Genomic DNA, 21136 nt, shown 5'->3' on the forward strand with positions numbered 1-21136 from the left:
TCTCCCAGCCGACGGTCTCCCATCACCTGAAGAAGCTGCGGGAGGCTGGCCTGCTCAGTTCTGAGCGGCGCGGAACGTGGGTCTACTACCGCGTGGAGCCCTCTGTCCTCGCGGCCATGGGGCAGCTGCTGTCTGCCGCCGCCTGACCTCCCTGGCAAGGCCCGCCATCCGCTGCTCGTAAAGGCCGGTGTGGTGTCAGTGGCCGCAGGGATGATGTTCTGATGAGCATCGATATCGAATGGGCCCGAGCCGAGTTGGCCAGCTTCCTGAAGCTGACCGAGCTGTACTCGCCGCCCGATCCACCTGGCGTGGTCGTCTTCAGCAGCCGCCTGGCCAACCGCGGCGGAGGCCGCGAGATCGTGGCGAGTGCCCAGGTCGTGGAACAGATCCTGGACCGGGTCCTGCCGCGATGGCGCACTGAGGTTCCCGACGACCGCAACAAGTCCGTCAACCGCTGGTGCCAGCACCGTGAAGCGGTCCAGCGTGCTGACGCTGTCCTGCTGCGGGAGGCGGAGGTGCGCGAGCGGCTCGGGGACGACGCACCCCAGGTCAGTGCGGCGGCCATGCACCGGTGGGTGTGGGATGGAGCCAGGTCCCTGTGGCGGAGCGGGCACTTCCGTGAGGCGGTCACCGCCGCCGCCAGGAAGGTCAACGCCGAGACCCAGAACAAGGTTGCACGCCGCGACGTGAGCGAAACCGCCCTGTTCCAGAGTGTGTTCTCCAAGGACGCGGCCAAGCTCGGTCAGCCTCGCCTTCGTCTGATGGCGGACGACGGCAGTGACACCTTCCGCAGTGTGCACCGCGGTGCGATGTCCTTCGCCGAGGGCTGCTTTGCGGGCATCCGGAATCCCAACAGTCATGAGGACGGGCTGCCGGAACTGCCGGAGCACGAAGCCCTGGAACAGCTCGCGGCCTTCAGCGTCCTGGCGCGCTGGGTGGACGCCGCGGCCCTCGACGAACCCTGATTCCGCCCGGGGAAGCGTCAGCCCAACAGGGTGGTGATGTCGCGGACGGCGTCCCGGGATGGGCGGCCGACGCCGATCAGCGTGGCCGAGGCGGGTCCCGTCCAATCGCCGTAGCCGAGGAGATGCAGGCGCGGTTCGTCCACCGCCCGGGTGCCGTGGGTGGGGATGTGGCCGCGATCGCCGCGCAGGCCCAGCGGGGCGAGGTGAGACAGGGCGGGCCGGAAGCCAGTGCACCAGATGACCGCTGCGGCTTCCGCTCTCGTTCCGTCCGCCCACTCCGCACCGTCCTCGGTGAGCCGGGCGAACATCGGCTGTGCCTTGAGGAGGCCGGCATCCCGTGCGGCGCGGACCGGTGCGACGGCGACGATGTCGCCCAGCGAGGCGACGCCTCCTGTGTCCGTGTCCCCGGTGTCCACGGCGCGGCGGCGGGCGGTGGCTGCGTCGAAGAGTGCGCGGCCGTCGATGTCGTCGGCCAGGAAACGCGCAGGCCGTTGGGTGACCCAGGTCAGGTCCGTGTGCGCTGCGAGGTCGGCGGCGATCTGTGCCCCGGAGTTGCCTCCTCCGACAACGATGACCCGCTGCCCTGCGAACTCGCGAGGGCTGCGGTACTGCACGGTGTGCAGCTGGCGGCCGGCGAACGTCTCGCGGCCGGGGACGGCAGGGAGAAAGGGTCGCCACCAGGTCCCGGTCGCCGAGACGACCGCGCGGGCGGACCAGGCACCCGTGTCCGTCTCCACCCGCAACCGCTCACCATCACGGCGTACGGCCTCTACTTGGACCGGCCGCTGAACGGGCAGGGCGTAGCGCTCTTCGTACGCGGACAGGTACCGGACGACGTGATCCGCGTCCGGGTACTCCGCTCCGTCCTGGACGGGCATCAGCCAGCCCGGGAGGGAGGAGTATGCGGCCGGGGAGAACAGGCGGAGGGAGTCCCATGTGTGCTGCCACGCGCCGCCTGTTGTGGGCTGGGCGTCGAGGATGACGAAGTCGAGGTTCTGGCGACGCAGGTAGTAACCGGCGGCGAGCCCTGCTTGGCCGCCGCCGATCACCACTACATCCACCGCTCGCGTCACGAGGCCACCACCGTACCGAAGCTGGGCACCTCGGCTCCCGCCGCATCCCTGCGCAGCGTTCCCCCCACCATCGGCCGGATGATGACGCGGGCCGAAGTGCAGGCAGCGGGGTGTGGGCGAGAGCCGAGGCTGTGCATCAGTGCTGTGTGGTGCTGGTAGTGAGCGCGGATGAGGTGAACTTCTTCCGCCAGGCCAGGGACACGTAGACCAGCGCGATCAGGACCGGGACCTCGATGAGCGGCCCGACGACGCCGGAGAGGGCCTGACCGGAGGTGACGCCGAAGGTGGCGATGGCCACCGCGATGGCCAGCTCGAAGTTGTTGCCGGCCGCGGTGAAGGCCAGGGTCGCGGTGCGGTCGTAGGCCAGGCCGATGGCCTTGCCGATCAGGAAGCTGCCGAAGAACATGATCGCGAAGTACACGAGGAGCGGCAGCGCGATGCGGACCACGTCCAGCGGCTGCGAGGTGATCGTCTTTCCCTGGAGGGCGAAGAGGATGATGATCGTGAAGAGCAGGCCGTACAGGGCCCAGGGGCCGATCTTCGGCAGGAACTTCGCCTCGTAGGACTCGCGACCCATCCTCTTCTCGCCCAGGCGTCGGGTGAGGAAGCCGGCGAGCAGGGGCACGCCGAGGAAGATGACGACGTTCAGGGCGATCTTCCACATGGAGATGTCGAGCGTCTCGCCTTCGCCCAGGCCGAGCCAGCCCGGCAGCAGGTCGAGGTAGAGCCAACCGAGCAGGCCGAACGCAATGACCTGGAACACCGAGTTCAGGGCCACCAGGACGGCGGCGGCCTCGCGGTCGCCGCAGGCCAGGTCGTTCCAGATGATGACCATGGCGATGCATCGGGCCAGGCCGACGATGATCAGGCCGGTGCGGTACTCAGGCAGGTCCGGCAGGAAGATCCAGGCCAGCGCGAACATGACGGCCGGGCCGATGAGCCAGTTGATGACCAGCGAGGAGACCATCAGCTTGCGGTCGCCGGTGACCGCGTCGAGCTTGTCGTAGCGGACCTTGGCGAGGACCGGGTACATCATGATCAGCAGGCCGACGGCGATGGGCAGGGAGATGCCGCCTATTTCCACCTTCGCCAGTGCGTCGTTCAGGCCGGGAATCAAACGGCCGAGGCCAAGGCCCAGGGCCATGGCCAGAAGGATCCAGACGGCGAGGAAGCGGTCCAGGGTGGACAGCTTCTGGACGACCGAGGAGTCCTCGGTCGTCGCGGGTGCTTCGGTGGGGGTCACGGACAGGCCCTCTTGTTCTCGGCGGCGTTGCGGGCGGACTCGGCCAGGTCGGTGAACTGGCCGGCGAGCTGGGCGATGACGTCGGGTCGGAGCTTGTAGTACGTGAAACGACCGCACGGCTCGGTCTCCACCACACCCGCCTCGCGCAGCACTCTCAGGTGGTTGGAGAGGTTGGTCTGCCGGGCGCCGGTCTCCTCCACCAGGTGGCTGGCACACAGCGTCTCGCGGGCGAGCAGAGTCACGATCTGGAAGCGGAGCGGATCGCCCAGCACCCTGATCAGTTCAGTGTCGACTGACGTCATCATGTACTGATACTCTCACATCAGTGGCCGCTGATGCCATCGGGCGCTGATGTCACTTGTGCCTGAACTGATCGTGAGACGAGAGAGACCTCCTGATGTCCGAGAAGCCCTCTGTGCTGTTCGTCTGTGTCCACAACGCCGGCCGCTCTCAGATGGCCGCCGCGTGGCTGACTCACCTGGCCGGGGACCGCGTCGAGGTCCGCTCCGCAGGCTCGAACCCGGGCGACGCGGTGAACCCGGCCGCCGTCGATGCGATGGCTGAGGTCGGCATCGACATCTCCGCCGAGACTCCGAAGATCCTCACCGTCGACGCGGTGAAGGAGTCGGACGTCTGCATCACGATGGGCTGCGGCGACACCTGCCCCGTCTTCCCCGGCAAGCGCTACCTGGACTGGAAGCTTGAAGACCCGGCCGGTCAGGGTGTGGCAGCTGTGCGCCCGATCCGTGACGAGATCAAGGTCATGGTCGAGGGCCTGATCGCCGAGATCGCCCCGGAGAAAACGGCATGAGCGCGGACATACGCAACGTCATCGTCATCGGCTCCGGCCCATCCGGCTACACCGCCGCGATGTACGCCGCGCGCGCCCAGCTGAAGCCTGTCGTGTTCGGCAGTTCGATCTTCGTCGGGGGTGCGCTCACGACCACTACCGAGGTGGAGAACTTCCCCGGCTTTCCGCAGGGAATCGACGGACCGGTCCTCATGGAAAACATGAGGGCCCAGGCGGAGCGCTTCGGAGCCGAGATGATCGACGACGACATCGTCTCCGTCGACCTGACCGGTGACATCAAGGAGCTCACCGACAGCGAGGGCACCGTTCACCGGGCGAAGGCCGTGATCGTCTCGACCGGCTCCGGCTACCGCAAGCTCGGCCTGCCGAACGAGGACGCACTCTCGGGCCGTGGCGTCTCCTGGTGCGCGACCTGCGACGGCTTCTTCTTCCGTGACCGGGACATCGTCGTGGTCGGTGGCGGCGACACCGCGATGGAAGAGGCCACCTTCCTCACGCGCTTCGCCAAGTCGGTGACCGTCGTCCACCGGCGTTCGACCCTGCGGGCCTCCCAGGTCATGCAGAACCGCGCTTTCGCCGACGAAAAGATCTCCTTCGTCTTCGATAATGAGATCGCCGAGATCAAGGAAGAGAACGGCATGCTTGCCGGGGTCGTGCTCCGCGACACCTTCACCGCCAAGACCCGGGACCTGGATGCGACGGGCTTGTTCATCGCGATCGGCCACGACCCGCGCACCGAACTCTTCCAGGGTCAGTTGGAGCTGGACGCCGAGGGCTACCTCAAGGTCGAGTCTCCCTCTACCCGCACGAACATCCCCGGCGTCTTCGGCGCGGGTGATGTCGTCGACCACACCTACCGTCAGGCCATCACCGCTGCCGGTTCCGGCTGCGCGGCAGCCCTGGACGCCGAGCGCTACCTTGCTGCCCTCGCCGACGCCGAGAAGACCGCCGAGCCGGCCCCGGCTGCGGCCACTGTCTGACTGACCCGATAGGCAAGGAGGCTCCGATGGCCCTCAAGAACGTGACCGACGATTCCTTCGAAGCGGACGTCCTCAAGAGCGACAAGCCCGTCCTTGTCGAGTTCTGGGCGGCTTGGTGCGGACCCTGCCGCCAGCTTGCGCCGTCCCTGGAAGCGATCGCGGCCGAGCGCGGCGAGAAGATCGAAATCGTCAAGCTCAACATCGACGAGAACCCGGCCACGGCCGCCAAGTACGGTGTCATGTCGATCCCGACAATGAACCTCTACGTCAACGGCGATGTGGCCAAGACCATCGTCGGCGCCAAGCCGAAAGCCGCGCTCGAACGCGACCTCGGCGACGCCATCGTCTGACCGGGCATCACGCTGGCCCAGCGTGGTGCTGGATCCGCCTACCGCTCCGTCCCGACCGACGACCGAGCCGTAGCTTGTGCCTCTCAGCGTTTTCCGTGTCAGCGAAGATGGGAGTTGCTCGCTACGGAAAGTAGCTGCGCGAAGGTGAGGGGCGGTAGGCCGAAATTCCAAGATCACGAAGATCCGGCGATGGCAAGAGCGATCGTTCCCCCGGGCTCCTCTGCGGCAGCTCTTGCTTGAGGCGGTGGTGCGGCGAACGCCGCACGGTTCCCGTTGCAGTCGGATCGAGCAGGATCCAGGCGGACGGAAACGGGGCACTTTGTCCGTTGTTTCGGCATCGTTGCAGGTGAGAGGCGTCACTTGGATGGGTTCGAGTCCCACCCGCCCCACCCAGCATCCCCAGGCAGAATCGTTCTGACCTGGGGAAACGCGTCTTCCGGGGGCGGTTGTGTGTGCAGCGAACGCCTCACGTAGGTGCGGTCTCGCGCCCTCAAGACCATGACTGTGCGGCCTTGACCTGGTGTTTTGCGGCGACTCCGCTGCGGGAGCGTAGTGGGGCGGTCCCACGCGCCGTCCACCGGTCGCCGACGCGGCATCTCGTCCAGCAGGACGATGAAGGCGGAGTCCCATCAGGAAGTCGCCAGTGGGTCTGAGGGCTCCGCTGGTCACCTGGTCGATGGTGCTGGTCTGCAGGGCCCGCTCGGCGGACCGTTCTGTTTTCAGCGTGGTCGGATCGGGTACTCAGTGCCGGGGCGTGGAAGCCCGTCACGAAAGTCATGGATCCTCTTTCGAGGGATGCTCGCGGAACGAGGAAAGGATCGGCGTGTGCGTACACGAACCGGCCCGGTACTGGTGGCTGACGCGGGGTCATCGAGCCTGCGCCTGACGGTCTTCGGCGATGGTGGTCAAGTCCTCAACGAACACCACAGTGACTCTCCGCCTGGCGAGGGGGCAACCGAAGCGCTGCGGCAGTTGCTGAAGGAAGGACCGGCTCCTACAGCTGCGGGTCACCGTATCGTCCACGGCGGATCGGAGCTGCACAGCCACACTCTGCTGGACGATGCTGTGCGTGCCCGCTTGAACCGGGTGGCAGACCTCGCGCCCTTGCACGTCCCCCAAGCACTGACCGTTCTGGACGCGGCTCGGAACCTGCTGCCGGGAGTTCCCCACGTCGCCTGCTTCGACACCGTCTTCCACGGCGGCTTACCCGTTGCGGCACGGGAGTACGCGGTACCTTCCAGCTGGCGCGACAATTACGGACTGCGCCGCTACGGCTTTCATGGCCTGTCCTACGCCTGGGCGCTGGCCCGCACCGCTGAACTCCTCGGCCGCCGTCCCGAGCAGCTGCACCTGGTGATGGTGCACCTTGGCGGTGGCTGCTCCGCCTGCGCGGTGCGCGACGGGCGCAGTGTCGACACGACCATGGGCTTCACGCCCTTGGAGGGTCTGGTGATGAGTCGTCGCAGCGGCAGCATCGACCCTGGCGCCCTGACCTGGCTGCTCACACGGAAGAATGTGTCTGCGGACGAGATCGAGGACGTTCTGAACCACAGTTCCGGTCTGCTCGCCCTATCCGGTACTTCGGGCGACACGCGCGATCTGGTCCGCAGCCGGGCGGCAGGCGACGAGCGCGCCGCACTCGCCCTCGACGTCTTCACCCACCAGTGCCGTCGCGGCATCGCCGGCATGGCCGCATCCTTGAGCCGCCTGGACGCTCTCGTCTTCACCGGCGAGATCGGCGAGGATCAGCCCGAGGTGCGTGAGGAGGTGTGCGCCGGGCTGTCTCTGCTCGGTCTCACGGGCGGCCTGAGACCACTGGTCGCCGAACGCCCCGAAATCATCAGTGAGCCCGGCGCGCGAGTTCCCGTCGTGGTCGTCCCCACCGGAGAGGCCCAGCAGATCGATGTCGAGACCCGGGTTCTTCTGGATCGCGGCTGAGGTGGGCCGACGCCCGCCACCCCGGCGTGACCGGGGTGGCGAGGAGGTGCTCAATGACCTCCGTGATGACGTCATGGACCATGGCGACGAGGGCGGCCGAGCGGGCAGGGCGGCCGGGCCTCGCGAGGTTGCCAGGGAGGCCGCCCGCCGGGCTTCGACCATGAGGTCTGCAACTGCAGCAGCGGTATGAAAGGGTACTTCGACCGCTTGGAGCGGCGGTGTGGGTTCGCCGTCCACTCCGACATACCGCTCGATCCTGCGCGGCGGCCGGCGTCACTCCTCACGGGGCGTGACGGCTGAGGGACCACCTCAGTCCATGTCCTCCTCCATACTTTCGCACCCGGAGTGGAACAGCGCCGAAAAGCTGAAGTACTTCGTGGTGTCGCCGTACTTCGGTGTGAACTCGTAGGCGGCCCACTCGCCGTCTGGCCCGACGTCGGTCGGGTCGAGCAGCCAGAAGTCCTCTCCCCGGGCGATCTCGATGGAACGGCGGAACAACTCGACGTCTTCCTCGTTGCCGGGTATCGAGGAGTAGGTCTCGGTCACGCGTCCGCCGGCCTCGCTGTCCCGCATCCACACGACGCGGTCGCACGGATGGACGCCGTCCACCCAGCCGTCGAGGCGCGTCCACCCGTCGCTCGTCAGGAAGAATCCCCGCAGGCCGGGCGGGAACTGTACGCCGAGCCGCTCCTCGGATGCCGCCAGCGCTTCCCCGCGAGCAGGCGCTTCACCCAGCCACGGCTCAACCCGCTCCCCTTGGTGCAGGGCCTCCAGTTGATCCTCGTCCAGCAGGCCGACCAACTCTTCCTCGTCGGCACGGACCTTCACGTACAGCTCGCCATACCGCTCCAGAAAGGCGCGCCACTCCTCCGGTGTGGTCGGAGCGCCAGCAACTTCATTCTCTTCAGGCTCAGTTGTATCGGTCACACCGATCATGGTGCCAGGCGGATCCGACAACGCTGACGTAGGCGCGGCCTTTTGCGGGGGGCGTAGGAACTGCCGGGCGGTCAGGCGTTGCTGACACCGGTCTCGGAGGTGTGGACCCGACGTTCGGTGATGTAGCGGTACAGGGCACCGAGCGCGGTGGCCTGGACGATGGCACCGATGGGAATGCCTATCAGTCCTACGGGGCCGGCGACGAGGAACACCATCGAGGTCGGTGCGGTGGCCAGGACGGCCCACAACCCGGCGAAGCTGGCGTCTCCGGAGGAGGAAGCGGAGACGGCGTCGATGGTCACCCACAGGCACACCGCGAGGACAACGCCCAGATATCCCAGAGCCAGCGGGTTGACCAGGTAATGACGGAGTATCTGGGGCAGCGAACGAGGATCCTTGTCCATGGCGGATCTCCTGGAGAGACCGGGAAGCCCGGTGTGATGACTGATGTGCTGACGATGTGAACAGTGCCGTCCGCCGGCATCCTCCGCGTGCGTAGCCATACTCATGTTCCTCGTCGTTCTTCGCTGCTGTCCGCCGGGTTCTGACACGCCGAGGCGGTTGAGGATGCCTGGTGAACACACTTCCCGGCCCCCGGACGGGGCACTGCCCTTGCCCGGCTCCGGTGCGATGCGTCAGCCGAATCCGCCCAGCACGATCTTCCACACTCGGGTCGCCACCTGGAGGTTGAGCCGGTCCTCGACGTTCGCGAGGTCGTTGCCGCTGATCTCACGGATGCGCTGGAGCCGGTAGCGCAGGGTGCTGCGGTGGATGGAGAGAGAAGCGGCTGTCTCGTCGTAGTTGCCACCGCAGTCGAAGTATCGGGCCAGGGTCTCCGCCATGGCCGAGTTGTTTCGGGCGTCGTAATCGATGAGTTGCCCGAGCCACTCATGGACGAACGCCTCCAGTTCCCGGAAATCGTTGCCAGGCCCCAGGATGCGATAGAGGCCGAGTTGGTCGAAGAACGTCATGCCGTATCGCTCGAGGGCGTGCCGACGCACTTCCAGGGCGCGCTGCGCCTCCCGATAGTGCTGAGGGATGTCGCCGGGGGAATCACACCGGGCGCTCACGCCAATGCTCCCGGACGGTGCCCCCGTTTCCAGGGTGAGCGCCTCGTACAGCGCTCGAGCGTGCGGCCTGTCATCAGCCAGCAGGACCACGTGCTCGGCACGTCGGGTCAGCAGCGAGCGCATGCCCACGGCAGAGGCCGCCCGGCCCACGGTCTGCGCGAAGGAATCGTCCGCAGCCCGGTCCGACCACTGCACCACGACGATGTAGTGGCTGCGGTGCAGGTCGTGTCCGACGGCCTCGGACCTGGCGTAGGCGCTGGTCTCATCCGTTCCTGCCAGTAGGTCGTCGGCCAGCTCGCGGTGCAGCCTCAGTTCCACTTCGGCCAGGTTGCGCAGGTGTGCCAGCTCCGGGGCGAGTGATGTGGCGGCCTGTTCCAACGCGAGCACGGTGTGCTCGTCTGCCTCGCCCTGGGGATCGACCAGAGCCAGCATGCCCAGGACCTCGCCATGCTGGCGGACCAGCGCGATCAGCCGGCCTTTGATCCGCGCCGGCCCGGCCTCCCTGGCGGCGGCGTTCAGCAACGCGTCCTGCCGGACGGGGTCCGGCTCCGGATAGGGGTCGGGCCGGCTGGGGCCTGCCCAGGACCTCAGCCGGCCGAAGCGGTCCTCGACCAGGGCGGGGAGTCCAGTCAGGCCGTGCAGTGCGCGAGTGACGGCCTCCTCGTCACCGCCCGCGGCGGCGACGTGGGCCATGAGTGCGTGTACAGCACGCCGGTACGCCAGCTCAGCCACGACGGCGATCAGCTGCCGCTGGAGGGCTGCGCGTGCCTCCCTGAGCCGGTGCAGCTCCAATGCCTCCTCGCGGCGGCGGCGGTGTGCGAAGGCGACCGACAGCGCAGCAGCCGTGTGCTGGATGAGTACGGCGAGCAGGGACTGCTCGGCTTCGGTGGGCCGGGAGCGGCACGTCACCACAAGGTAGCCGTGCAGTCCCTCAAGTCCGCGCAGCCCAAGAGCTTGGCCCCGGGGCCTACCGGGGACGGCCACAGGACCGTCCTGCCCCGCCAGATCCCGCACCTTCCGGTCCATGGTCAAGGCGTGATCCTGGCGGTTCTTCGCGCTGGGGACCAGGCCACCGTCCGCTTCGAGGAGGTAACCGGCCTCGGCACTGTAAGGCCCGGCGGCGGCTATGTGGTCCATGGCCAGGCGCAAGATCTCGCTTTCGTCCGGGGTGTCGAACAGGGTGCGGGAGAGCGCCGTAAGTTCGTGGAGGGCCTGGTCGGCGGGAGGCAGCGCCTGTGGGTGGGGCTCTTTGTGTGCGGTTGCGGGAGGACGCCTATGGCTGGTCGGTGTACTACTGCTTTCCCTGTCGGAGCGGCGGTGCAGGTTGTGCGGCCGACTCTTGGCCATGGGATCACTCCCGAGCCCTCAGGGGGCAAGGCAAGCGAGGAAGCGATATTTCGACTCTCGCTCGCGCGCCACCCCGTGCGATATGTCCGTAGTTTCACTCTAGTACTCGTAGGGCGACCGGGCGCGTGCATTCCTGGCCCCCCAGGCGCAGGCGCCGCGCCACTCGGCTCGCCATCCTGGGGTGCGTTGGAAAACCTCCGTACGCAAACCCGCAGGAGGGAGACCGCGATGCCGGAGCAGCATGACAGGTTGGCTGACTTGTACGGGACGTACCGGCTGGCTACCGCTCTGATGGCCCTCCGGCCCCGTTTGTTCCTCCGGCCAAGGGCTGAGCCGAGCCTAGCCCGAGCCGCTACGGGTTGATCGCGGCGCCACATCACTTGGCGCGCTGTGAGGTGCCTGCGGAGGTCCTATCCGTACCTGAAACGAATCTGAACCGGAGAGTCGGCGCAGGCCGCAGCACCGGGAGGAGTTCCTCATGGCCAAGGCAGTGGGCATAGACCTGGGTACCACCAACTCGGTGATCGCCGTGTGGGAGGGCGGCGAGCCGTCCGTGGTGCCCAACACCGAGGGCAACCGGACGACACCGTCCGTGGTGGCCTTCACCGACACCGGGGAGCGCCTGGTGGGCCAGATGGCCCGGCGCCAGGCGATCCTCAACCCCAAGGGCACCATCTACTCGGCCAAGCGATTCATAGGCCGGCACTTCGACGAGATCTCCGACGAGGCGAAAGCGGTGGCGTACGACGTCGTCGAGGGCGACGGCGGGGCGGCCCGCTTCAAGGTGCGCGACAAGCTGTACGCGCCTGAGGAGATCAGCGCACAGGTGTTGCGCAAGCTCGCCGACGACGCCTCCAAGCAGATGGGGGAGCGCGTGACGGAGGCGGTCATCACCGTGCCCGCCTACTTCAACGACGCCCAGCGCACCGCTACCAAGGACGCCGGTCGGATCGCGGGTCTGGAGGTGCTGCGGATCATCAACGAGCCCACGGCGGCCGCCCTCGCGTACGGCATGGACAAGAAGGAGCACGAGACAGTCCTCGTCTTCGACCTGGGCGGCGGCACCTTCGACGTGAGCATCCTTGATGTCGGCGACGGCGTGGTGGAGGTTCGTTCCACTGCCGGGGACAGCCACCTGGGCGGCGACGACTTCGACCGGCGTCTGGTGGACCATCTCGCAGACGGCTTCCAGAAGGAGAACGGCATCGACCTGCGTAATGACCCGCAGGCGCTGCAACGGCTGTTCGAGGCGGCGGAGAAGGCCAAGACCGACCTCAGTTCGGTGACGCAGACGCAGGTCAGCCTGCCGTTCATCACCGCCGACGCCTCGGGCCCCAAACACCTCACCGAATCCGTCATGCGGTCCACATTCGACCAGATCACCGGCGACCTCGTGGAACGGTGCCTGGAGCCGGTCCAGCAGGCAATGACCGACGCCAAGGTCGGTGAGAGCGACATCGACGAGGTCATCCTCGTAGGTGGCTCCACACGCATACCAGCGGTCCAGGCCCTGGTCCGCCGGCTGACCGGAGGCAAGGACCCCAACATGAGCGTCAACCCCGACGAGGTCGTGGCCCTGGGCGCCGCGATCCAGGCCGGGGTGCTGAAGGGCGAGGTCAAGGACGTCCTGCTGCTCGATGTGACCCCCCTGTCGCTGGGCGTCGAGACGCGCGGCGGAGTCATGACGAAGATCATCGAGCGGAACACCACCATCCCGGTGCGGCGCACCGAGACGTTCTCCACCGCCGAGGACAACCAGCCGGCCGTCGACGTGGTGGTCCTCCAGGGTGAGCGCGAGCGTGCTGCCGACAACCGGGTGCTCGGCCGGTTCCAGCTCACCGACATCCGGCCGGCGCCGCGAGGCGAACCCCAGATCGAGGTCACCTTCGACATCGACGCCAACGGCATCCTCAATGTCACGGCGCGCGACGGGGACACCGGCAAGGAACAGGGCATCACCATCAGCGAAAGCTCCAACCTGGACCGCGGTGAGGTCGAGCGCATGGTCCAGGAGGCCGAGCGCAACCAGGGCCAGGACCGAGAGCTCCGCGAGGCCGTCGACGCCCGCAACGAGCTCGACGCCGTCGCGTACCAGGTCGAAAAGCGCCTCGCCGAACTGGGCGACGCGGCCCCCGCGCACGAGAAGGCGCGGGCCGAGATGCTCGTCTCCGATGCCCGGGCGGCGGTCAAGGAAGAGGCGGGCGTGGAGCGCGTGCGGCCACTGGCCTCCGAACTCCAGCAGGTCCTCGCCGGACTGGCTGCCCAGCAGGGTGCTACCGCCAAGGGAGGCTCGGGTGAGGACACCTCCACCGGCGCTCCCCCGAGTGGTGGCAGCGGTGACGATGATGTCATCGACGCAGAGTTCGACAAGGGTTGAGGCCGTCATGCCCCGCCACCCCCAAGAACCCGACCGAGCCACGTCGGCCGAACAGGCTCCGGAAGGCGCCGTACGCCCTCCGCGCGAGGACTCGCGTCAACCCGGCCCGCCTTCCCCGCCGGAAGCGACGAACGACGAAACGGGACCCGACGCCGCCGGCCCTGCACCCGCAGAGGACGAGCACACAGCCCCGATACAGGAACTGGAGGACCGCTGGCGGCGCGCGCTCGCCGACCTCGACAACCTGCGCAAGCGTCACGCGAGGGAACTGGAGCGGGAGCGGACGGTCGAGCGTTCGCGTACAGCCGCCGCCTTCCTGCCCGTCCTGGACAACCTCGAGCTCGCTCTGTCCCACGCCGACGCCGATTCAGGGCCGGTCGTGGAGGGCATCCGGGCAGTCCGCGATCAGGCGGTGAACGTCCTCGAACTGCTCGGCTATCCGCGGCACGCGGAGACCGGCGTGGCCTTCGATCCGGCCCGGCACGAGGTGGTCGGCGTCGTCGATGACCCCGACGTCGAGCCAGGCACCGTCGTACAGGTGCTGCGCCCTGGATACGGCGACGGCGATCGGCAGCTCAGGCCCGCCACCGTGACTGTCGCGAAGCGGGAGTGATCTGCCATGGCACGGGACTTCTACGACGTGCTCGGAGTGTCGCGGACCGCGAGCCAGGACGAGATCCAGCAGGCATATCGCAAGCTTGCCCGCAAGCACCATCCCGACGTCAACAAGGACCCGGCGGCGGAGGAACGCTTCAAGGACCTCAACGAGGCATACAGCGTCCTGTCGGACCCGAAGACCCGGGCGCGCTACGACCGCTTCGGCGAAGACTTCCGCAAGATCCCCGAAGACTTCGACGACCGGGTCGCGGCCGGAGCGGACGGCGGATTCCGCACCCGGCGGACCGCAGGTGCGGGCGGCCCCCGCGTCCGGTACACCACTGGCTTCGGCGATGGCTTCTCAGCCGAGGATGTGGACATCGAGGACCTGCTCGGCTCGCTCTTCGGCGCAGGCGGCGGCTCCGGCTCCGCAGGCGTACCGGGAGCCGACCAGGAGGCCGAACTGCCGCTCACCGTCGAGGAGGCGTACAAGGGCGGCCGCCGTACCGTCACACTCGCCGGGCCGACCGGGCAGCCACGGCGCTACGAGGTCGACGTCCCGCCGGGCGTCACCGACGGGCAGCGCATCCGGCTGGCGGGAGAGGGCGGGCGGGGCAGTGGTGCCGCACCTGCGGGCGACCTGCACCTGCGAGTTCGGATTCAGTCCCATCCTCAGTTCCGGCTGGACGGCCGCGATGTCCACGTGCAGGTCCCGGTCACCCCCTGGGAAGCGGCCCTGGGCGCGACCGTGCCGGTGCCCACCCCAGGCGGTGCCACAGCCAAGGTCACAGTGCCTGCGGGCTCGTCCAGCGGCCGCCGGCTGCGGCTGCGCGGCGAGGGCATGCCGAACCCGCGCGGTGCGAACGGCGACCTGTACGCCGAACTCCGCGTCATGGTGCCACCCACGCTCGGCGACCGGGAGCGTGAACTGTTCGAGGAGCTCGCCGCGACCTCCTCGTTCGACCCCAGGAGGACGCGATGAACGACCGACCCACGGGAGCGGCAGGCGTCGGCCGGTCCGGTGCAGGCAACCGTCCGGTACAGCCGGTCACCTATGTCGCCACCGCTTCGACAGCTACCCGGTATGCGCTCGTTCCCGCCCCGAGACTTTCCCTGGAGGCCGTGGCCCGCCGAGCAGGTCTCCATCCTGATCTGGTCCGTCGGTTCGTCGCCCTCGGGCTGGTCGACGCCGAACGCGACGCCGCCGGCCACCTGGTTTTCGACCGCGACGCCCCAGCGGTACTTGCCCGCATTCAGCGGCTGCGCTCCGGACTCTGCCTCAACTACGCATCCATCGGCCTGGTGCTCGACCTGCTCGACCGCATCAGCCTGCTCGAAACCGCCCTGCGCGGCCGCGGCACGAGGAGTGATACACCCCCATGGACATGAACCGTCTCACACAGAAATCCCAGGAAGCCCTCCAGGAGGCCCAGACTGCGGCCGGCCGCATGGGGCAGACCGAAGTGGACGGAGAACACCTGCTGCTCGCACTCCTCGATCAGGAGGACGGTCTGATCCCACGACTGGTGCAACAGGCGGGAAGCGAACCGAAGGAACTACGCGCGGCCGTGCGCGAAGAACTCTCCCGCCGCCCGAAGGTCACCGGCCCGGGTGCGACGCCCGGCCAGGTCTTCGTCACTCAGCGCCTCGCCGGCCTGCTCGACACCGCTGAACGGGAGGCCAAACGCCTCAAGGACGAGTACGTGTCCGTGGAGCACCTCCTGCTCGCCCTGGCTGAAGAGGGGGCATCGACAGCCGCCGGACGTCTGCTCAACCAGGCAGGGATCACGAGGGACTCGTTCCTGGGCGCGCTCACCCAGGTCCGCGGCAACCAGCGCGTCACCTCCGCCAATCCCGAGGTGGCCTACGAGGCTCTGGAGAAGTACGGCCGCGATCTCGTAGCCGAAGCCAAGGAAGGCAGGCTCGACCCGGTCATCGGCCGGGACGCCGAGATCCGCCGCGTCACCCAGATCCTGAGCCGCAAATCCAAGAACAACCCGGTCCTCATCGGAGATCCCGGTGTCGGCAAGACCGCGATCGTCGAGGGCCTCGCCCAGCGCATCGTCCGCGGCGATGTCCCTGAGAGCCTTCGCGACAAGATCGTGTTCGCCCTCGACATGGGCTCCCTGGTCGCCGGCGCCAAGTACCGAGGAGAGTTCGAGGAACGCCTCAAGGCCGTGCTCAGCGAGGTCAAGGCTGCGCAAGGCGGCATCCTGCTCTTCGTCGACGAACTGCACACCGTGGTCGGCGCGGGCGCCGCAGAAGGGGCCATGGACGCGGGGAACATGCTCAAGCCCATGCTCGCCCGCGGCGAACTGCACATGATCGGTGCCACCACCCTCGACGAGTACCGCAAACACATCGAAAAGGACGCAGCCCTCGAACGACGGTTCCAGCAGGTCCTGGTCGACGAGCCCAGCCTCGAGGATGCCATCTCCATCCTGCGTGGACTGCGTGAGCGCCTGGAGGTCTTCCACGGCGTCAAGATCCAGGACACCGCGCTGGTCTCCGCCGCCACCCTGAGCCACCGCTACATCACCGATCGATTCCTGCCCGACAAGGCCATCGACCTCGTCGACGAGGCATGCGCCCGGCTGCGTACCGAGATCGACTCCATGCCGGCCGAACTCGACGAGATCACCCGCCGCGTCACCCGCCTGGAGATCGAGGAAGCCGCCCTCTCCAAAGAGACCGACCCCGCCAGCAAAACCCGCCTGGAGGAACTGCGCAAGGAACTGGCCGACCTTCGCGGAGAGGCCGACGCCAAACACGCCCAGTGGGAGGCCGAACGGCAGGCGATCCGGCGGGTGCAGGAACTGCGCCAGGAACTGGAGCAGGTCCGCCACGAGGCGGAGGAGGCCGAACGCGCCTACGACCTCAACCGCGCCGCCGAACTCCGGTACGGCCGCCTCCAGGACCTGGAGCGCCGACTCGCAGCGGAGGAGGAGCAGCTGGCCACCAGGCAGGGACAGAACCGGTTGCTGCGCGAGGTGGTCACCGAAGAGGAGATCGCCGAGATCGTCGCCGCCTGGACCGGCATCCCGGTCGCCCGCCTGCAGGAAGGTGAACGCGACAAGCTGCTGCGCCTCGACGAGATCCTTCGCGAGCGCGTCGTCGGCCAGGACGAGGCCGTCCAGCTCGTCGCCGACGCGATCATCCGCGCCCGCTCCGGTATCCGCGACCCTCGCCGCCCCATCGGTTCCTTCATCTTCCTCGGCCCCACCGGCGTCGGAAAGACCGAGCTGACCAAGACTCTCGCCCGGGCGCTGTTCGACTCCGAGGAGAACATGGTGCGCCTGGACATGAGTGAGTACCAGGAGCGGCACACCGTCAGCAGGCTCATGGGCGCACCACCCGGATACGTCGGCTATGAGGAAGGTGGCCAGCTCACCGAGGCCGTACGCCGCAAGCCGTACTCGGTTGTGCTGTTCGACGAGATCGAGAAGGCGCACAGCGACGTCTTCAACACCCTGCTGCAAATTCTCGATGACGGCCGCATCACGGATGCTCAGGGCCGCACCGTCAACTTCCGCAACACCGTGATCATCATGACGTCCAACATCGGCTCCGAGCACCTCCTCGACGGCGCCACCGCCGAGGGTGAGATCAAGCCTGACGCCCGCGCTCTGGTGATGGGTGAGCTGCGCGGGCACTTCCGTCCTGAGTTCCTCAACCGCGTCGACGACATCGTGCTGTTCAAGCCGCTGGGTGAGCGGCAGATCGAACGAATCGTGGAGCTGCAGTTCGACGAACTGCGTCAGCGGCTCGCAGAACGTCGCATCAACGTAGAACTCACCGATGCGGCCCGAGAGCTGATCTCCCACCAGGGCTACGACCCGGTGTACGGGGCCCGGCCGCTGCGGCGGTACATCTCCCACGAGGTCGAGACGCTGGTCGGGCGCGCCCTTCTGCGCGGCGACGTCCAGGACGGTGCGACGGTCCGCGTCGACGCCCAGAACGGAGAGCTGGTGGTCACCTACGACCAGCAGGAAGAGGCCCGGGAAGCGAGGGCAGCGTGAACACCACACGTACGACGACGGTGACCTGCCCGCACTGCGGGCGCGACAACCGCATTCCTGTCGCCGCCGAGGGACGCCCCAAATGCGGCCATTGCAAGCAGCCGCTGCCCTGGGTCGTCGACGCCGGTGACGACGACTTCACCGAAGTCGCCGACAAGGCCGTCCAACCCGTCGTCGTCGACCTCTGGGCCACGTGGTGCGGCCCCTGCCGCATGGTCAGCCCCGCCCTCGAACAGGTCGCCCGCGACCTCGCCGGACGGATCAAGCTCGTCAAGGTCGACATCGACAAGAACCCAGGAGTCAGCCAGCGTTTCGAGGTTCAAGCAGTGCCCACACTGCTCGTACAGGACCAGGGTGAGACGGTCGCCCGACAGGCCGGTGCGGCACCCGCGCACGTCCTGCGTCAGTGGGTCGAGCGGGCCCTCGAAGGTCGGCAGACCACTGCGGGGCGGCGGTGAGTCACCATGGCCCGGCCACCACAGGGGCTCCCCGAAGCCGCACGGTACCGGGCTGTACGTCCGACCCCGACGCGGGCCACATGGGGCCGCCGGACAACGTCCCGTCATCGCCCAGCCCTCCGGTAACGAAAGGAGCCACGAGATGAGTGAAACGACATTTTCCTCCTTCGATACCATGGTGGACAAAGCCAATCGACTCCTCAGGGACATCGAGAAGGCCAACGGCTGGCCCAAGGAACGCCGGAAACAGTCGTACGCCGCTTTGCGTGCCGTCCTGCACCGGCTACGGGACCGCCTCTCCGTCGACGGGGCGGCGCACCTGGGGGCGCAGCTTCCGACTCTGATCCGCGGCGTCTACTACGACGGATGGAAGCCGTCTGAGACGCCAGTGAAACTCAGCGGCGAGGAATTCTTCCAGCGCGTGAGGGACGACTTTCCCTATGCGGTCGACGGCGGTATCGAAAAGGTCGTGCGGACCGTGCTGGAGGCTCTGAAGCACTACGTCAGCGAAGGGGAGTGGGATCACCTCAAGTCCGGCCTACCCAACTCGCTGGCCGCCGTACTGCCGTAGTCCCTGGGCTGACCGGCAGGGTCCGGAACGTCTGCGTGAGCGCCTGCGACCGGACTGGAGACCATCACGGGGGCCGCGGCCGAGCAACCATCCATGAGAGGAGAACGCCATGGCCACGATTCCGGATCCGCACCTGGCAATGGTGCGGCCAGTCACGCCGCGTACCCCGCAAGGCTGCGAGGAGTGCCTCAGGGAGCACACCCCATGGGTGCACCTGCGGCTCTGCCTCACCTGCGGGCACGTCGGCTGCTGTGACTCCTCACCCCTCAAACACGCCCGGCGACACGCGGGCAGCGCCGAGCACCCCATCGTGCAGTCCTTCCAACCGGGAGAGGACTGGCGCTGGTGCTACGTCCACGAGGCTCTGGTCTGATGAGTACTGTCCAGCACAAAAATGGTGCGGTGCGCGAGACGCCGGACCGGTACGGGGCGTTCCCGCGCCTGACACCGGAACAGCTCCAGGACCTGACCGCGCACGGTGAGCGCCGCAGAACCACGGAAGGTGAGGTGCTGTACCGGGAGGGCGAGCCGTTCCAGGAGTTCCTCGCGATCCTCAGCGGGACGGTCGAGATCCTTCAGGACCACGGCGGGCCGGAAGAGCGCACGGTGGCGGCACACGGACCCGGAAGATTCCTGGGGGAACTGGGGATGCTGGAGGGGCAGGCGGCGTTCGACACCGCCGTGGTGCGTGAGGCAGGTGAGATCCTGGCGGTACCGGTGGAGCGCCAACGCACCCTGGTCGGCCGCGACCCCGTACTCGGCGACCTGATCCTCCGCGCTTATCTGGGCCGGCGGTATCTGCTCATCGGCCTCGGCGCAGGCTTCCGCATCCTGGGATCGTGCTATTCGCGGGACACGCTGCGGCTGCGTGAGTTCGCTGCCCGCAACCGGCTGCCCCACCGCTGGCTGGATCTGGAGAGGGACAAGGAGGCTGAGGCGCTACTGCGTCGGTTCTCCATCCGCCCCGAGGAGACTCCGGTGGTCCTCTGGAAGGGCGAGCGGGTGCTGCGTAATCCGAGCAACGCCGAACTCGCCAGGCTCATCGGGCTGCCCGCCCCCACGGCGAAGGCCGCCCAGTGCGACGTGATGGTGGTCGGCGCGGGCCCCGCGGGACTCGCCGCAGCCGTGTACGGCGCCTCCGACGGCCTCACCACGATTTCCGTCGATGCCGTGGCCACCGGAGGCCAGGCAGGCACCTCGTCCCGCATCGAGAACTACCTCGGCTTCCCGTCGGGCATCTCCGGAGGCGAGCTCATCGAACGCGCGGTGCTCCAGGCCCACAAATTCGGTGCCCGCCTCATGGTGCCGGCCCAGGTCAACGGGCTCGTCCCGCAGGAGGACGACTACGTAGTCACCTTCACAGACGGGTCCCACATCCGGGCGGGCGCCGTGGTGCTCGCCTCAGGTGTCCGGTACCGCAGGCTCGAGGTGCCCGGGATCGACCGTCTGGAGGGCATCAGCGTCTACTACGCGGCGACCGTGCACGAGGCCAGTCTCTGCGAGGCAGACCCGGTCGCCGTCGTCGGCGGGGGCAACTCCGCCGGACAGGCGGCGCTGTTCCTGGCCCGCCACGCGTCCGGAGTCCACCTCCTCGTCCGGGGCAGCGACCTCAACGCGAACATGTCCCGTTACCTGGTGGACCAGGTGGAACGGCATCCGAAGATCGAGGTGCTGCTCCACACCGAAGTCCGGGGCGTCTCCGGGAAGGAGAAACTGGAGTCGCTGAGCGTCGAGGACAACGCAAATGGTGAGCGCCGCACACTGCCGGCCGCCGCGCTGTTCGTGTTCATCGGGGCTCGCCCGCGCACGGAGTGGCTGAGGGGCGTGCTCGCCCTGGACGAGAAGGGCTTCGTCTTGACCGGGGCGGATGCCCAGGCTGCTGCCGACGCGACCCGGTGGGACTTGCTCGGCCGTAGTCCATTGCTGCTGGAGACCAGCCTTCCCGGGGTCTTCGCAGCCGGCGACGTGAGGAGCGGCTCGGTCAAACGAGTTGCCTCGGCCACCGGTGAAGGCGCCATGGCGATCCGCCTCGTGCACGAGCACCGGGAAAAAGCCGGCAACCTGGTCCGCACCGCAGGCCCGGAGGGGACTCGACCGGAGACGGGCCAGTCCGCGGCCCGGCGCTGATTCCTCACCGCCAGACCCTCAGGCTGGACACCATCGGTCCAGTGCCGCAGCAGTGAGCGCTTGCGCCCGGTCCTGATGTGACGTGCCGTCCACGCCTCGGGCTTGGTCCACCCGGACCGGCGTCGAGGGTCTCGCACACTCCGGGCGCCCTGTCGAGCGGAAATCGTGCGAGACCAGGAACCGCCGGGGCTTGCCAGGGCGTGTACGAATATGCAGCCCGGGATATTCCGGACGCTCGTGTGAGCGAAGCCCGGTGACGGCTCCTGTCGCGCGG

Annotated in this window: 21 protein-coding genes; 15 read left to right on the plus strand and 6 right to left on the minus strand. The window is 67.9% G+C overall.

All coding sequences use genetic code 11. From position 1 onward, the window contains the following. Both JKV81_RS31235 and JKV81_RS31240 read left to right on the plus strand, forming a co-directional pair. Nucleotides 1-146, plus strand: a 146-nt coding sequence (locus JKV81_RS31235; RefSeq protein ID WP_202078984.1) for an ArsR/SmtB family transcription factor, incomplete at its 5' end; no start/stop codon positions are given. 75 nt (nt 147-221) lie between these two features. Then, nucleotides 222-965 (plus strand): TIGR02391 family protein, encoded by a 744-nt coding sequence (locus JKV81_RS31240; RefSeq protein WP_055643694.1) that lies wholly within the window; start codon nt 222-224, stop codon nt 963-965. Between the two features lie 17 nt (nt 966-982). On the opposite strand, the gene JKV81_RS31245 is transcribed toward JKV81_RS31240, so the two are convergent. From JKV81_RS31245 to JKV81_RS31255, 3 genes are all read right to left on the minus strand, one after another. Next, nucleotides 983-2038 (minus strand): ArsO family NAD(P)H-dependent flavin-containing monooxygenase, encoded by a 1056-nt coding sequence (locus JKV81_RS31245; protein ID WP_107411314.1) that lies wholly within the window; start codon nt 2036-2038, stop codon nt 983-985. A 136-nt stretch (nt 2039-2174) separates the two neighbouring features. Then, complete coding sequence (arsB, locus tag JKV81_RS31250) at nt 2175-3281, minus strand: ACR3 family arsenite efflux transporter (RefSeq protein ID WP_107411313.1); 1107 nt, start codon at nt 3279-3281, stop codon at nt 2175-2177. Further along, a complete protein-coding gene (locus JKV81_RS31255) occupies nt 3278-3586 on the minus strand; it encodes an ArsR/SmtB family transcription factor (protein WP_107411312.1) in 309 nt (102 codons plus the stop codon). The genes arsB and JKV81_RS31255 overlap by 4 nt, the downstream gene beginning before the upstream one ends. Before the next feature lie 92 nt (nt 3587-3678). On the opposite strand from JKV81_RS31255, the gene JKV81_RS31260 reads away from it, so the two are divergent. The 4 genes from JKV81_RS31260 (at nt 3679) to JKV81_RS31275 (ending at nt 7360) form a co-directional block, all read left to right on the plus strand. After that, a complete protein-coding gene (locus tag JKV81_RS31260) occupies nt 3679-4092 on the plus strand; it encodes an arsenate reductase ArsC (protein WP_107411311.1) in 414 nt (137 codons plus the stop codon). Beyond that, nucleotides 4089-5072 (plus strand): thioredoxin-disulfide reductase, encoded by a 984-nt coding sequence (trxB, locus tag JKV81_RS31265; RefSeq protein ID WP_107411310.1) that lies wholly within the window; start codon nt 4089-4091, stop codon nt 5070-5072. The genes JKV81_RS31260 and trxB overlap by 4 nt, the downstream gene beginning before the upstream one ends. Before the next feature lie 26 nt (nt 5073-5098). Continuing rightward, nucleotides 5099-5422 carry a thioredoxin gene (trxA, locus tag JKV81_RS31270; RefSeq protein WP_107411309.1) on the plus strand — a complete coding sequence of 108 codons (324 nt, stop codon included), beginning with the start codon at nt 5099-5101 and terminating at the stop codon, nt 5420-5422. 825 nt (nt 5423-6247) lie between these two features. Then, on the plus strand, nt 6248-7360 hold the full coding sequence (locus JKV81_RS31275) for an acetate/propionate family kinase (protein ID WP_307820638.1): 1113 nt from the start codon (nt 6248-6250) through the stop codon (nt 7358-7360). Between the two features lie 309 nt (nt 7361-7669). Here the strand turns inward: JKV81_RS31275 and JKV81_RS31280 are convergent, their stop codons facing one another. The 3 genes from JKV81_RS31280 to JKV81_RS31290 all read right to left on the minus strand — a co-directional run bounded on the left by JKV81_RS31280 (nt 7670) and on the right by JKV81_RS31290 (nt 10713). Then, complete coding sequence (locus tag JKV81_RS31280; RefSeq protein WP_202078986.1) at nt 7670-8296, minus strand: SMI1/KNR4 family protein; 627 nt, start codon at nt 8294-8296, stop codon at nt 7670-7672. A 71-nt stretch (nt 8297-8367) separates the two neighbouring features. Then, entirely contained in the window at nt 8368-8700 is a 333-nt protein-coding gene (locus JKV81_RS31285; RefSeq protein ID WP_202078987.1) for an SCO4225 family membrane protein, read from the minus strand. A gap of 231 nt (nt 8701-8931) precedes the next feature. Next, complete coding sequence (locus JKV81_RS31290; protein WP_202078988.1) at nt 8932-10713, minus strand: PucR family transcriptional regulator; 1782 nt, start codon at nt 10711-10713, stop codon at nt 8932-8934. A gap of 478 nt (nt 10714-11191) precedes the next feature. Between JKV81_RS31290 and dnaK the strand changes: the two genes are divergently transcribed. The 9 genes from dnaK (at nt 11192) to JKV81_RS31335 (ending at nt 20862) form a co-directional block, all read left to right on the plus strand. After that, complete coding sequence (dnaK, locus tag JKV81_RS31295; RefSeq protein WP_202078989.1) at nt 11192-13090, plus strand: molecular chaperone DnaK; 1899 nt, start codon at nt 11192-11194, stop codon at nt 13088-13090. 7 nt (nt 13091-13097) lie between these two features. After that, nucleotides 13098-13703 carry a nucleotide exchange factor GrpE gene (locus tag JKV81_RS31300; protein ID WP_129262766.1) on the plus strand — a complete coding sequence of 202 codons (606 nt, stop codon included), beginning with the start codon at nt 13098-13100 and terminating at the stop codon, nt 13701-13703. Between the two features lie 6 nt (nt 13704-13709). Continuing rightward, the gene (locus JKV81_RS31305; protein ID WP_129262764.1) at nt 13710-14669 is read left to right on the plus strand and encodes a DnaJ C-terminal domain-containing protein; all 960 of its coding nucleotides are present in this window, start codon (nt 13710-13712) and stop codon (nt 14667-14669) included. Further along, the gene (locus JKV81_RS31310) at nt 14666-15076 is read left to right on the plus strand and encodes a chaperone modulator CbpM (RefSeq protein WP_129262762.1); all 411 of its coding nucleotides are present in this window, start codon (nt 14666-14668) and stop codon (nt 15074-15076) included. The genes JKV81_RS31305 and JKV81_RS31310 overlap by 4 nt, the downstream gene beginning before the upstream one ends. Beyond that, nucleotides 15067-17706, plus strand: a complete 2640-nt coding sequence (gene clpB / locus JKV81_RS31315; RefSeq protein ID WP_129262760.1) for an ATP-dependent chaperone ClpB — start codon at nt 15067-15069, stop codon at nt 17704-17706. The genes JKV81_RS31310 and clpB overlap by 10 nt, the downstream gene beginning before the upstream one ends. After that, nucleotides 17703-18164, plus strand: a complete 462-nt coding sequence (gene trxA, locus JKV81_RS31320) for a thioredoxin (RefSeq protein ID WP_129262758.1) — start codon at nt 17703-17705, stop codon at nt 18162-18164. The genes clpB and trxA (JKV81_RS31320) overlap by 4 nt, the downstream gene beginning before the upstream one ends. Nucleotides 18165-18306: 142 nt before the next feature. Then, a complete protein-coding gene (locus JKV81_RS31325; protein ID WP_129262756.1) occupies nt 18307-18735 on the plus strand; it encodes a DUF2267 domain-containing protein in 429 nt (142 codons plus the stop codon). 109 nt (nt 18736-18844) lie between these two features. Further along, the gene (locus tag JKV81_RS31330; protein WP_129262754.1) at nt 18845-19108 is read left to right on the plus strand and encodes a UBP-type zinc finger domain-containing protein; all 264 of its coding nucleotides are present in this window, start codon (nt 18845-18847) and stop codon (nt 19106-19108) included. Next, on the plus strand, nt 19108-20862 hold the full coding sequence (locus JKV81_RS31335) for an FAD-dependent oxidoreductase (protein WP_129262753.1): 1755 nt from the start codon (nt 19108-19110) through the stop codon (nt 20860-20862). The genes JKV81_RS31330 and JKV81_RS31335 overlap by 1 nt, the downstream gene beginning before the upstream one ends. Nucleotides 20863-21136: the final 274 nt, after the last annotated feature.

It is taken from the genome of Streptomyces silvae (genome assembly GCF_016745505.1).
GTDB lineage: Bacteria > Actinomycetota > Actinomycetes > Streptomycetales > Streptomycetaceae > Streptomyces > Streptomyces silvae.

Excerpts from the sequence above, each read along its gene's own strand:
- JKV81_RS31240 (WP_055643694.1), top strand. The coding sequence starts at position 222 with ATGAGCATCGATATCGAATGGGCCCGAGCCGAGTTGGCCAGCTTCCTG.
- JKV81_RS31255 (WP_107411312.1), bottom strand. The coding sequence starts at position 3,586 with ATGATGACGTCAGTCGACACTGAACTGATCAGGGTGCTGGGCGATCCG.
- JKV81_RS31260 (WP_107411311.1), top strand. The coding sequence starts at position 3,679 with ATGTCCGAGAAGCCCTCTGTGCTGTTCGTCTGTGTCCACAACGCCGGC.
- trxB (WP_107411310.1), top strand. The coding sequence starts at position 4,089 with ATGAGCGCGGACATACGCAACGTCATCGTCATCGGCTCCGGCCCATCC.
- trxA (WP_107411309.1), top strand. The coding sequence starts at position 5,099 with ATGGCCCTCAAGAACGTGACCGACGATTCCTTCGAAGCGGACGTCCTC.
- JKV81_RS31280 (WP_202078986.1), bottom strand. The coding sequence starts at position 8,296 with ATGATCGGTGTGACCGATACAACTGAGCCTGAAGAGAATGAAGTTGCT.
- JKV81_RS31285 (WP_202078987.1), bottom strand. The coding sequence starts at position 8,700 with ATGGACAAGGATCCTCGTTCGCTGCCCCAGATACTCCGTCATTACCTG.
- JKV81_RS31290 (WP_202078988.1), bottom strand. The coding sequence starts at position 10,713 with ATGGCCAAGAGTCGGCCGCACAACCTGCACCGCCGCTCCGACAGGGAA.
- dnaK (WP_202078989.1), top strand. The coding sequence starts at position 11,192 with ATGGCCAAGGCAGTGGGCATAGACCTGGGTACCACCAACTCGGTGATC.
- JKV81_RS31300 (WP_129262766.1), top strand. The coding sequence starts at position 13,098 with ATGCCCCGCCACCCCCAAGAACCCGACCGAGCCACGTCGGCCGAACAG.
- JKV81_RS31305 (WP_129262764.1), top strand. The coding sequence starts at position 13,710 with ATGGCACGGGACTTCTACGACGTGCTCGGAGTGTCGCGGACCGCGAGC.
- JKV81_RS31310 (WP_129262762.1), top strand. The coding sequence starts at position 14,666 with ATGAACGACCGACCCACGGGAGCGGCAGGCGTCGGCCGGTCCGGTGCA.
- clpB (WP_129262760.1), top strand. The coding sequence starts at position 15,067 with ATGGACATGAACCGTCTCACACAGAAATCCCAGGAAGCCCTCCAGGAG.
- JKV81_RS31325 (WP_129262756.1), top strand. The coding sequence starts at position 18,307 with ATGAGTGAAACGACATTTTCCTCCTTCGATACCATGGTGGACAAAGCC.
- JKV81_RS31330 (WP_129262754.1), top strand. The coding sequence starts at position 18,845 with ATGGCCACGATTCCGGATCCGCACCTGGCAATGGTGCGGCCAGTCACG.
- JKV81_RS31335 (WP_129262753.1), top strand. The coding sequence starts at position 19,108 with ATGAGTACTGTCCAGCACAAAAATGGTGCGGTGCGCGAGACGCCGGAC.